This is a genomic window from Nostoc sp. UHCC 0251 (assembly GCF_034932245.1).
Classification (GTDB): Bacteria; Cyanobacteriota; Cyanobacteriia; order Cyanobacteriales; family Nostocaceae; genus Nostoc.
Map to the genome: position 1 here is coordinate 1 of NZ_JAYGHD010000408.1, position 11,331 is coordinate 11,331.

Here is an 11,331-nt window from a genome sequence, read left to right on the forward strand (position 1 = left end):
TAGTTTTTAGCGATCGCAGCTTTTTTGCCCGATCTCACCAAATCGCGTTGCTCCCCCTGGCACTGTGGCAAAAAAACGCTGTGGCAAAAAAACGTTTTCTTGTTGTGCTTGTAGTACAATGCAAGCTTTTTGGCTGTCATAGCAATTAGCAAAGATAAATTTGCTTGCTACTTTTTCTATTTCATGGCTGCTTGCTTCCCATTCATCCCAAGGTAGCCTCATACTAATTCGTAATTCGTAATTCATAATTAGTCAAGTTGTAAGAAGCTCTCTCGATAATTTTAACTACTTGGGAAACCTCCAGCTTGAAAAATTTGTTCGGCGGTTAAATTCAATTCTGGGAAAGTAGGCGAGACAATGGAATCAGTACCTCTAAATTGAGTAACTTGGTATTCACCATCGATTAATTGATAAATAGACATAGTAGGCTGTTTAGGATTGCCAGTGAACTTTTTAGCGCCTAAACCGAGATAATCTGCAACCCAGTATTCAGGAATTCCAATACCCTCATACTTACCTTGTTTTGTGTAGTAATCATCATCCCAATTAGTACTAACTACCTCAACTACCAAGGGAATTGATGCCGCATAAGATACAGTTGATTCTTTTTTCCATAGCGGCTCATTGACTAAATTAAGACGATTTAATATCAACACATCTGGAGAGTAGGCTGATACCGAATTAAAAGGTTTTATCAGCGCAGTTTTGGGGATTGTATAAGGTAAATTTAATCGGTCAAATTCTACTGTTAGTTTTCTAGCTATAAAACCAACAACATCTTCATGATCACCAGTTGGTTGAGGCATTTCAATAATCACGCCATCGTGTAATTCGTATCTTCCGCCTTCGGGCCGCCACGCTGCAAAATCTTCAAAGCTTACTAGTTTGGGTATGACTTGACTCATAAATTGTTGCCTTGGCTTGTATATTGCCTTAATACTTGGGCCAAACTTTCCTGTTGAGTGCTTTATGTCTGGTTGATTTCATCGTTAATTTACTCAACTTCAGCATCAATGCTTTCAAAGCTGACAAATTGCTTTTAAAACTTGTAGCAACTGACTTGAACGTTCTCTTTCCATTAAATTTAATTCTGGCAACAGATAATAAATCGGGGGATTTCCTTGTTCGATATACACAAACTGGTAACTTCTACCATTAGTCGTTAATCCCCAAACTGATTTTTGATTATCTAAATTTTTATAAGAGTATGTGAGTAGCTGAGGTAAACCTGTTGAAATATCAATTTGACTATTTTTAGATTCAATTAATAGTACCCAAAAATATCTTTGAAATTTTGTGTGTTTAGCTTTACTAATAGCTAAAACATCAAACCTTCCTTTGATTCTGATATCTTCATCTTCAACTTCAATATCAGCAATATTCTCCTCTAAAACAATCTCGATAGGATAGCGATAAAAACCAGCTAATCTTAGTAAAGGGGCAACAGCAAGAAACTTTACCTGACCTTCAGAAACTTTACCTGCTGTCAGGTATCTATCAAAGTCATGCTGAATTTGTTTGAGTTCCTGCTGTTCTACTTCCGTGAGAGGTTCCAGAGATAAGTAGTTAGAAAATGAGTCATTGTAATGTTTTTGAAAGCCAAACAGACGATGAACTTCTTCTAAGGTTAAATTACGAGCGTTGAGAATTGTCATATATTTTTGCTTGATTAAAGTGAAACTCAATCCAGGTTTCCTATTCGTAGTTTATTAGCCCAGCCTTCTTTTAACTTCCTCAGCCAAATCTACTAGTAGCACTTCTACTTGCTCACCTGTCTTCAAATCTTTCAGCGAAGACTTTTGCGCTGCTGCTTCCTCGGAACCAATAATTACACAAAATTGAATTCCTTGTTTATCTGCTAGCTGAAATTGTTTACCCAAGGGGCGCTTATCAAAGTTAGTGATGACATTAATTCCAGCTTGACGCAGATGTTGCGAAACCTTTAAATAAGTTGGCATTAAATCTTCTTGCATATTCACTACCATCACCTGGGCTGGTGTAGCAGCTAAGGTACTAAGAATACCAGCTTTTAATAAGCGACTAATTAAGCGAGTTAAGCCAATAGAAATGCCTACCCCAGGCATTTTTTCACCCAAAAATACCCCAACTAATTCTTCGTATCTTCCACCAGAACAGATACTACCTAAAGCTTCATGTCCTAATAAGGTTGTTTCGTAAACTGTGCCGGTATAGTAATCAAGACCACGAGCAATGGATAAATCAATACAGAAACGATTTTCGGCAACTCCGAGATTACGCACGCCTGCAATTACCGTTTGTAATTCGGTAATTCCCAGGCTCAATTGCTCTGTTTCTGACAGATTTTCTGCGAGGTGCTTGAGTTTATCTAATACTTCATCAACGGAACCATCTATTTTAATAAAATCAATAATTTTTTGAGTTTGTTCTCCTGAAACTCCCTCTTTCTCTAACTCTTGTTTTACTTTACTTTCACCAATTTTTTCTAGATTATCAACAATACTAATACACGATTTAATTTTATCTTCGGTAATTCCTACTGACTTAAAAAAGCCTGTCAGAACTTTACGATTATTGATGCGAATCAAAAAATCACCAATATTAATTGCTTCAAATATCTCAGTGATAATTGCAGGCATCTGAGCATCATAGAGCAAGCTGAGTTCACGACGAGCAACTACATCAATATCGCACTGGCGGAACTGACGAAAACGCCCATCTTTTGCTCGTTCACCCCGAAAAACCATATCCATTTGGTAACGGGCAAAGGGAAAGGTTAAATCATTCAGGTGACGAGCAATATACGCTGCTAATGGAACTGTTTGATCAAACTTTAAAGCTCTTGCTTCCGAACCAGTTTCGCCTGATTTATCTCTCTCGGCTTGGCGATTTGGTGGCAGGATGGGGTCAATGCCATAGATAATATTGTCGCCTTGATTTCCTTTAGCTTGCAGTACTTCTAAACGTTCTACAGCAGGTGTTTCAATGGGCGTAAATCCATAGCTTTCAAAAACTCTACGGATGATATCTAGCAAATATAATTCTAGACGCTTTTCACTAGGCAGAAATTCAGGGAAACCACTAGGAGTAGAAAAGTTTATTTTGTCACCTTTTGCCATGCGTGTACCTTACTAAGTTGAAATTTGAGATGAAAGCCTAACGACTGGAAATCGTGGCTACACAAACAAAGTCCGCCTGCGCGGACTAGAGAATAATGAGTGATTATCTCTGAGCGAAGAAATTACTATCTTACCCGTTCTTCTTGAATTAGGGTGCGTTGAAAAATTTTGTTGTTTTTAAACCAATGCCAAGTGCGGGCACGATTGTTATTGTCAGGACTAATGTAAATCATTTCATATAAGCTCATTTCTGGGTTTGTCTTATAACTAAACCACAAAATGACAATTGAATCATCGGCTTCCCAGGCTTTTCCGTCTATGCGATCGGTGTCAAACCAAAGTTTATTATCTTTATAGATTCCTGGAAATTCATACTCCTCTTGTTTACCATCAGACCATTTATAGCGATTGATTTGGTAGTAGGGATGAGGGCCATTTTCTGGAAATTGACAAGTTAAGTGAGACTCGTAGCTGTCAAGGATTTTTCCGGCTGTATCAATTACTGTATAAGTTCCTACCCAATCTCCTTCATGACGGGCAAGCACTGGCATTCCTTCTCGAATATTTGACATTGCAATTCACCTTTTATTGTTCTAACATTTGGAAAAATCGAGTAAAGTAATCGGGAAAAGTTTTCGCTGTACAACCAACCAGGGTCTTTTATTACAATGCCTGGAACCTTTAAGCCAGTGACAGCAAATGCCAGTCTTCACTAAATAACGCATTGTCTAAAATCGAGTCACCTGGCGCTAAGAACGCGACGAGTAATGCCCGATTGGTAATACTTTTAGAAATAGGAATCTCTACTGTGGCATCGACTGGGCGATTTAGAACAGGGATTGCAATGGTATCCATTTTAAATCTCTGTGCAGGTAGTTAGCTACAACTTAATTATGTTCGCATATTATGAGTGGGGAGCGGGAAAGGTTGTCAAAGATGGCTTTAATCATCGCTGGCATAACTTGACGCAAAGCATAACGAATTGCGTTTTTCTTCCAAGCGATGCCTGCGACGGGCTACGCCTACGCGTTTCTTGCCGGCTTATAATGTTATTCTGTATCCACACCAATATCTTTCGTCAGTCCCACCGCCAGCGATCGCCAGTTTACACTTTTATTGTCCACGCCCTGGCTTACAATCTGCAAAACCCAACGCCTCTGTATCGAGAAAACTTGCGATTCTCTTTCAGAGACACTACGTGAACGCCATCTCAATAACAGCTTCGATTGGATATTCAATTTCAGTAGCACGAGCAATTAGAGCGGCGCGAATTCGTTCAGGTAAGCATCCTAAAATAACTTCGGCATCATGGGGGGAAAGTTGCTCTTGGAGTTTGGCTTGCATCACTTTACTTTGAATAGCTAAACTTTGTACCTTTATTTTGAGGGTTTTCGGGGGATCGACGATCGCACTTAAGCTTGAAAGCGAAGGTGTTGGAGCGATCTTACTTGGGCAATGGTTTCAAAGTCGCGATCGTTGTGAATCAAAAGCAAATTATTCTCTAGAGCCGTTTGAGCAATGCAGCAATCAATTGGGCTGCGAACGGTAAGCCCTTGGCGGCGCAAGTCATAGTAAATACGGGCAGCCGCTTGCCAAGAATGAAGCGAGGGTTCAATATAATTTTGTGTTTCCAGGTAGGTTGAGAGGAGAGTCCATTCTTGCTCGTTCAGGCTACCTTGAAGCAATTCAAGCTGAGTGAATCGGGTGAGTAAAACTTCTCTATTAGCAATCAGGGTTTCAAGCTGCTGGCGAACTTGACCGTTGCGATGCCTGCGGCGGGCTGCGCCTACGCGGAAGACGACTATCCAAACTGATGTATCAATCAGCAGCATGACGAGTCTCGCGCAGAGCTTTGTGGTCAAAGTCTGGGACAAACTGAATTTGTCCAGCGAGGTCGAAAAGGTTTTTCTTGCGGTGTGATGTTCCAGAAGAGTCACTTCGTGAACGCACAAGTTCTTGCAGAGCAAAATTCACTAGTTCTTCTTGAGTAGTGAAGTTGGTGAGTTGCAAGGCTTCGTTAAGAAGAGATTCATCGAGGTTAAGGGTAATTTGCATAAATATGGGTATAAGTTAAAGTAGACACGATTATCAATTATTGTCTTTACATTTTAACCCGATAAACGACCAACTCACCTTGAATGAAAGGCTATTAAGTCATTTTCAAGCCCTTCCCAAAGTTGAGCCACCGGGATAGTTTGCCCAGTCATGGCTTCGTGCCAAGCTTGCCGGAAATCTGCTAAGACTTCTGCTTGAGATTGATCGTTCAGAACTTCCTCTTCTGGAATTAGAATAATAACTTCTACGCGACTGTTTTTATCTGTTATGAGAGGATGATCTAAAGTTAGTTGTCCTTGCTCATTAATCGTTGCCATGACTTTAACTGCTTTCATTGCTACTCCAAGATGTTCCTAAACTCGACTTTCACGCTTTCGGCTCCAAAAGTTGAAAGATGGACTCACGGCTAACCAGTTCAGTTGTTTCACCTTCAGCGATCGCTTGTTCCATTGCCACGTCTTCAATAATTTCTGCCAGAAATTCAGAAACTTCTTTTCGATTGTCACGAATTAATTCAATAATCGCGCTTTTCAAGATTTCCTTAAGTTGATCTGGGTTTATAGTAATTTCAGACATTGTGCCTCTATTAGGTTAGTTTAAGTTTGATAGATTGATTCCTAGCGCTTCAAGCTGCTGATTGATCCAAGTTGTTGCTGCCGCTTCATCGGTTTCGATCGCTCTTTCTACTCCTGTTTTAGCAATTTCTAGCAGTTGCTTGGATTGCTCCCGCTTTTGATGAGAGGCTTCAACTTTGCTTCTGATTTTCTGCTGAACGGAATCTGGCGCATCCCAAACTTGAAATTGAGCAATTTCGTTAGGGTATAGCTCAATTTGCCCTGATGAACCTTTGAAATGCTTTTCAACAAATAGCTTTCCAACAATGCTATTGAGGTAAATCGACAGATAAACCGGATCAAGTAAATCAGTTCTAAGAATAGTGACGTGGTTATCTGGCAAAGCTTCTTGTTCGTAGAGATAAGGCGCACAGCGTCCAATTGTGCCGATACCTGTACCGTTGATTAGAACATCATCAGTTTGAATTGTAAGCGGATTATCATTTTCTGGCAGATAAGCATAGCGATTGTCTGTTAGGATTACTTCGCCTTCTCGAACATGCCTGGAATTAACAACAGGTAAACCTAACTTATACTCGTCTTCGTCTTCAATATATTGAGGTTGTTTTCCTCGTTGATTAAGGGTGAGTAAATTACTGAGAGGCGTTAGTTTAACCTTTTCTTCAAGTCGTTCAATTAATTGGTCAAATTTTGGCTGGTAATACTCAGCGTCGAGGCGATCGCAGGACAGGAACGACTCAGCAAAACTCTTGACGGCAATGGTTTCTTCAGTGGGTTGCCAGTCCTTCAAGCCAAGCTCCGACAACAGCAAATCCTCAGCTTGTTGATAAAACAACTTTGATTGCTCAGAAGTTGTATTTGCGAATTTAATTACTTTCTCGATGAATTCTTGAAAATTAGAATCGAGGCTTGGGATAAATAATTTTTCGATTTGCCATAAAAATATATGTTGTTGAACACTACCTACCAATTGTCTCTGTATTTGATTAAATCCATAATCAGTTATCAAAAACCCATAGAGATAATAAGGGTTAATTCCCTCAAAGCAATCAATCTTGGCGATGTCCTGATTAGAGTTAATTGGATAGATCCAACTTTCATGAGCAATTGCAACATTTCCTGCGCTGCCAGACATTGTTAACAAAACTGTTCTTGGCTTTACCTCAGACTTCCATAGTAATTCATGAGATTTTGCATCAATATAAATAACATCAGAGAAATCGACTTGGGAATTTTTAATGTTCACACATCTAAGAAAAGGAATACCTTCTTCTAAATATTCAATATGATTGCAAAGGGAGTATGCACCAAAACTTTTGACGCTTTGTATTTGATTCCCAAGTAAGCAATAATCTTTTTGCTTGACAATAGCTTCACTAGCTAAATAGCTTTTCTTAAAGAAATCACTATCGAGTCGCAACGCATCATTATTTTCTTGGACTTTAAGAAAGGCAACCTCAACGGCTTCAAGCCCATCCATTAACTGTTGATACCTCACAGCATCAAACGGCGCAACAGATGGGCTGGATTCAAAAAAACTGAGCTTCTCCTTTTTGGCAAACTCAATAAACGCTTCCGCAATACCGTCTTCCGTCAGTCCTTCGTGGTTATACAAATCATGATCCACCACTAAATGACCGTGAACATCTTGCAAAAAATCGCCCTCCACCCCCACTACTCGCTGCATCGGAGAAGGCGGCATCAATTCGCTCAGTTCGTCATCAGGTGGTGAAGTAGACGATGAGATTTTGCGCCAGATTTTATCCCCAGAATTATCCTTCCCCGATTTCCGCATTGTCGCAAAAAAGATGTTGTAGTCATCCTGTCGAGGGCAGAGTGCGCCCACCTTCGGGTTATCATTCCACTTCTGCACAAACAGCACCGAAGTTTTCGTACCCGTGTGCGGCTTAAACGTATTGCCATGCAGCCCCACCACCGCCAAAATCCGGCAGCGTTCGGCAATGAAATCTCGAATATTCTTATCCGATGAATTGTTAAACCGTCCTTGGGGCAACACGATCGCCATTCTACCCCCCGGTTTCAAAAAGTCCAAATTGCGCTCAATAAACAAAATATCCCGCCCTACCTTGGTTTGCCACTTACCATCCGGCTTCTTTGCCAAATCATAGCGGGCAATCATGCGCGGTTCTTTGATATCTCCGGCAAAGGGCGGATTCGCCATCAACACATCAAACTGAAACCGTTGGTAGCTGCTTTTATCGGTGCGGAGTTTCTTCAAACGAGAGAACGCCCGATTGTAGGTATCATCCCAGTCTTCCTCTTTAGTAATTTCATCCCACAATTCATAATCCAGCGTATTCAGATGCAACACATTTTGTTCACCGTCCCCTGCAATCAGGTTTAGCGTTCGCGCCACCCGCACCGCCTTTTCATCAAAATCAATCGAAAATACCTTTTCCTTGACATACTCATCGCACTCTGGCGGCTTTGGTTCAGCCGTAAACATATGACTGGCTTCCCGTCCTTGATCGCGCATAATCTGCTTCCAGACATGAAACATCGTATGCACCGGAAACCCCGATGAACCCGCCGCCGTATCGATCATGTACTCATACTCTTGCGGATTGAGCATCTTCACGCACATATCAATCACATAGCGCGGCGTGAAATATTGCCCTTTATCTCCTTTACTGCTCTGGTTGATCAAATACTCAAATGCTTCATCGATTACATCCAGATTGGAGTTAAACAGTTTTACATTCTCCAAGGACGACACACAAACCGACAAGTGCGAAGGCGTGAGGCTAATCTTGGCTCCTTCACTAAACACACCCTGCCACTTTTGTTTAGCTTTGTCGAATAAATCCTGAATCTTGGTTTTGAGTGCCGCTTCTGTTTGTCCCGTATTGCGAAACTCTAGAGAACGGGTTTTACGGCGGTTGCCCTGCCCAGAATACCACTCATCATAAAGCTTCGTAAAAATCAGCTTAAACAGTTCTTCAAATACATCAACCCCAGCATTCGCCAGCACCTCATCTTCCATTTCTTCGATCAGAGTTTTGAGAGATTTATTCTCCTTGATCAACTTGTCATTGGCAATCAAGTCTTCCAGCGTAAACTTGATCTGAAGAATATCTGCCAGGGTTTGATTAGCATTGGGCAAACCGGGGATATCTTCAAAATAATTGGGATCTTTGCGCTGGTAGTAGGAGATTTGATCGCCATTTGTCCAAATTGCGATCGGCGCACCCGTGGCATTACAATACGATCGCAACTGATCCTTACCGTCTTTGAGCTTCGGCTTCTTTAGCTCCACCAGCATATACACCGTGTTTGGACGATCTTTGTCCATTACCACAATGTCTGCCCGTTTCACCTCGCGCCCGAAGTTCACCCCATACTCGACTTCAATGCGACTGAGAGGATAGTGCAGGCGTTGATTTAAAACCTGTAAATATAGCTGCCGAATTGCTTCCTCTGGTGTCAACTTAATTGCCTTTTGACGCACCAAACAAACGATATAAGGCACTTCGCCACTTTTGGTTGCTTTTAGAGTAATGCTCTGCTCTAACTGCTCAATTTCCGCCGCAGTAAACTGCGACAGTTTGTAATTTGAGTCTTTGAGGATATCGGCTAGGTTCATCAGGCGCTACAGGATCTACATAAAGGCTTAGTCCGTTATCGAGTGTAACGCTATTGTAGAAATCGACCTATAGGTTTTCTTAATAGTTTAAAGGCAACTCTTATGTTTTCAATGAATGGACTTGTATTCTGAACAAATGGACTTGTATTCTGAACGAATGAACTTGTGTTCTGAACGAATGGGCTTGTATTCTGAACGAATGAACTTGTGTTCTGAACGAATGAACTTGTGTTCTGAACGAATGGACTTGTGTTCTGAACAAATGGACTTGTGTTTTGAACGAATGAACTTGTGTTCTGAACCAAAACTATTAAAATTCTTCCAGGTGCTTTGGTTATCGTAGACGAAACTGTGGCAGAAGCGATCGCCTCTGGTAAAACAAATATTTTGAACAAAATGAGAATGCGATGCCAACTCTTGGAGACGCTTTGCATAGCTTGCTTTTCCAAAGGAGTACGGCGGCAAGCTACGCCATTGGTCACTCCCCAGTCTCAAACCACCAAGGGTCATTAGTAGCGTTAGTTTTGATCAAAATAGCTTTTTTTCGCATGAACCGTTTTAGGGCTGCCGCACCCATGCGTGACCCTCCCATACCGGAGAATTTGAAGGCGTTTTTCTCTCCCTCGTGCATGATGGCGGTGAGTGCAGCATCGTTGATACTAATACCACCCGCATCTATCTGCTGGGCAATGTCTAAGGCTTCGACTTCTGAGGCAAAGACAGCAGCACTCAATCCATAAATTGAGTCATTCGCTAAAGACACTGCTTCCTCTACTGTAGAAAAAGGCATTATTGGCATAATGGGGCCAAAAGTCTCTTCGGTCATCACTTTCATGGAATGATTAACCTGGGTGAGAACTGTCGGACGACACCACCAACCCCCACCTAAGTCTTCAATTACACCGCCGCAGTGAATTACTGCTCCCTTTTCCACTGCATCTAGGAGATGGTCGCTAATAATTGCTGCTTGTCTTTCAGCAATGATGGGGCCAATTTCTCCACTTTCGACTGTGGGGTAGGCTAGTTGAAGGCGATGGGCCTTAGCTACTAGTTGATGGTAAAACTTGTCAAATATGGATTCAGCAACGTAAATTCGCTCAATTGATAAGCACGACTGTCCGGTGTTGACGACAGAACCCCATAAGATTGCTGAGGTTGCTAATTCTAAATTGGCTGATTCTAAAACGATCGCAGGATCTTTTCCTCCTAATTCCAAAAAAGCTGGAATAAACCGTTTCGCAGCCGCTTCTGCTACTTTTCGCCCTGTTGCTACACTACCTGTAAAGCAGACCAAATCTACATTCTCAATCAAAGCAGATCCTGTTTCACCTGCTCCTTCAACAAAAGTTAATACATCGCGCAATTCAGGAACGGCGGTGAGTGCTGTTTTCAGTGGTGCTACGAAGCGGGGAGCAATTTCACTGGGTTTAACGATGACACCACAACCCGCCAGTAATGCCGGAATGGTATCAATGGTAGACAGCAACAGTGGAAAATTCCACGGGCTAATTATCCCAACTAGGGGATAAGGAACGGATGTTTGTTGCAATGCGATAAATGGAATTGCTGTATTTTTTGCAGAGTCTTGCAGCAAGTCCGGCGCTAACTTACACCAGCGATCGATGCTAGAGAGGAAGGAGTCTATTTCTAATACTGAGGTTGATAATCTTCCTGTATCATTTACCAAAGCTTCTGTGAGGCGATCGCGCCCAGATAATATCGCTTCCTTCCACTGCTGTAAGGCTTCAATTCTCCCCTCTAAACCCAGTTGCTGCCAACGAATTTGCGCTCTGCGGGTACGCTTACATTGCTGTGCCAGCAGCCTTGGGGGCGGCGGGATAATTACGTAGTCAAATTTGCCAGTTCGGGGATTGCGGACTTCTATTGGTTTTGTCATTAGTCATTGGTCATTTGTCATTAGTAATTGGTCATTTGTCATTAGTAATTGGGCATGGGGCATTGGGCATTGGGCATTGGGCATTGGGCATTGGGCATGGGG

General features: G+C 41.8%; 12 protein-coding genes and 2 pseudogenes. 1 reads left to right on the forward strand and 13 read right to left on the reverse strand.

Going from position 1 to position 11,331, the window contains the following annotated elements; translation table 11 throughout:
* Positions 1–6 precede the first annotated feature (6 nt).
* From VB740_RS33470 to VB740_RS33525, 12 genes and pseudogenes are all read right to left on the reverse strand, one after another.
* A complete protein-coding gene (locus VB740_RS33470) occupies positions 7–246 on the reverse strand; it encodes a hypothetical protein (protein ID WP_323204127.1) in 240 nt (79 codons plus the stop codon).
* Between the two features lie 35 nt (positions 247–281).
* Positions 282–905: a Uma2 family endonuclease gene (locus VB740_RS33475; RefSeq protein ID WP_323204128.1), complete on the reverse strand. Its 624-nt coding sequence runs from the start codon at positions 903–905 to the stop codon at positions 282–284.
* A 114-nt stretch (positions 906–1,019) separates the two neighbouring features.
* Positions 1,020–1,655, reverse strand: a complete 636-nt coding sequence (locus VB740_RS33480) for a restriction endonuclease subunit R (protein ID WP_323204129.1) — start codon at positions 1,653–1,655, stop codon at positions 1,020–1,022.
* A gap of 54 nt (positions 1,656–1,709) precedes the next feature.
* Positions 1,710–3,098, reverse strand: coding sequence for a histidine--tRNA ligase (gene hisS / locus VB740_RS33485; protein WP_323204130.1), 1,389 nt, complete (start codon positions 3,096–3,098; stop codon positions 1,710–1,712).
* 125 nt (positions 3,099–3,223) lie between these two features.
* Positions 3,224–3,670, reverse strand: a complete 447-nt coding sequence (locus VB740_RS33490) for a DUF3598 family protein (protein ID WP_323204131.1) — start codon at positions 3,668–3,670, stop codon at positions 3,224–3,226.
* Positions 3,671–3,803: 133 nt separating this feature from the next.
* Positions 3,804–3,953, reverse strand: a pseudogene (locus VB740_RS33495) (3-phosphoshikimate 1-carboxyvinyltransferase); the annotation flags it as partial.
* 258 nt (positions 3,954–4,211) lie between these two features.
* Positions 4,212–4,442, reverse strand: a pseudogene (locus VB740_RS33500) (hypothetical protein).
* A gap of 68 nt (positions 4,443–4,510) precedes the next feature.
* Positions 4,511–4,930 (reverse strand): PIN domain nuclease, encoded by a 420-nt coding sequence (locus VB740_RS33505; RefSeq protein ID WP_323204133.1) that lies wholly within the window; start codon positions 4,928–4,930, stop codon positions 4,511–4,513.
* A complete protein-coding gene (locus VB740_RS33510; RefSeq protein ID WP_323204134.1) occupies positions 4,917–5,153 on the reverse strand; it encodes a type II toxin-antitoxin system VapB family antitoxin in 237 nt (78 codons plus the stop codon). Before VB740_RS33510 ends, VB740_RS33505 begins: the two co-directional genes overlap by 14 nt.
* A 74-nt stretch (positions 5,154–5,227) precedes the next feature.
* On the reverse strand, positions 5,228–5,488 hold the full coding sequence (locus VB740_RS33515; RefSeq protein ID WP_323204135.1) for a hypothetical protein: 261 nt from the start codon (positions 5,486–5,488) through the stop codon (positions 5,228–5,230).
* Positions 5,489–5,519: 31 nt separating this feature from the next.
* Positions 5,520–5,729 carry a hypothetical protein gene (locus tag VB740_RS33520; protein ID WP_196512015.1) on the reverse strand — a complete coding sequence of 70 codons (210 nt, stop codon included), beginning with the start codon at positions 5,727–5,729 and terminating at the stop codon, positions 5,520–5,522.
* A gap of 15 nt (positions 5,730–5,744) precedes the next feature.
* The gene (locus VB740_RS33525) at positions 5,745–9,332 is read right to left on the reverse strand and encodes an N-6 DNA methylase (RefSeq protein WP_323204136.1); all 3,588 of its coding nucleotides are present in this window, start codon (positions 9,330–9,332) and stop codon (positions 5,745–5,747) included.
* Between the two features lie 330 nt (positions 9,333–9,662).
* On the opposite strand from VB740_RS33525, the gene VB740_RS33530 reads away from it, so the two are divergent.
* Positions 9,663–9,845 (forward strand): hypothetical protein, encoded by a 183-nt coding sequence (locus tag VB740_RS33530; RefSeq protein ID WP_323204137.1) that lies wholly within the window; start codon positions 9,663–9,665, stop codon positions 9,843–9,845.
* On the opposite strand, the gene VB740_RS33535 is transcribed toward VB740_RS33530, so the two are convergent.
* On the reverse strand, positions 9,811–11,229 hold the full coding sequence (locus tag VB740_RS33535; protein ID WP_323204138.1) for an aldehyde dehydrogenase family protein: 1,419 nt from the start codon (positions 11,227–11,229) through the stop codon (positions 9,811–9,813). The genes VB740_RS33530 and VB740_RS33535 overlap by 35 nt on opposite strands.
* Positions 11,230–11,331 lie beyond the last annotated feature (102 nt).

Coding starts and splice junctions, on each gene's coding strand:
- VB740_RS33470 (WP_323204127.1), bottom strand. CDS start 246: ATGAATTACGAATTACGAATTAGTATGAGGCTACCTTGGGATGAATGG.
- VB740_RS33475 (WP_323204128.1), bottom strand. CDS start 905: ATGAGTCAAGTCATACCCAAACTAGTAAGCTTTGAAGATTTTGCAGCG.
- VB740_RS33480 (WP_323204129.1), bottom strand. CDS start 1,655: ATGACAATTCTCAACGCTCGTAATTTAACCTTAGAAGAAGTTCATCGT.
- hisS (WP_323204130.1), bottom strand. CDS start 3,098: ATGGCAAAAGGTGACAAAATAAACTTTTCTACTCCTAGTGGTTTCCCT.
- VB740_RS33490 (WP_323204131.1), bottom strand. CDS start 3,670: ATGTCAAATATTCGAGAAGGAATGCCAGTGCTTGCCCGTCATGAAGGA.
- VB740_RS33505 (WP_323204133.1), bottom strand. CDS start 4,930: ATGCTGCTGATTGATACATCAGTTTGGATAGTCGTCTTCCGCGTAGGC.
- VB740_RS33510 (WP_323204134.1), bottom strand. CDS start 5,153: ATGCAAATTACCCTTAACCTCGATGAATCTCTTCTTAACGAAGCCTTG.
- VB740_RS33515 (WP_323204135.1), bottom strand. CDS start 5,488: ATGAAAGCAGTTAAAGTCATGGCAACGATTAATGAGCAAGGACAACTA.
- VB740_RS33520 (WP_196512015.1), bottom strand. CDS start 5,729: ATGTCTGAAATTACTATAAACCCAGATCAACTTAAGGAAATCTTGAAA.
- VB740_RS33525 (WP_323204136.1), bottom strand. CDS start 9,332: ATGAACCTAGCCGATATCCTCAAAGACTCAAATTACAAACTGTCGCAG.
- VB740_RS33535 (WP_323204138.1), bottom strand. CDS start 11,229: ATGACAAAACCAATAGAAGTCCGCAATCCCCGAACTGGCAAATTTGAC.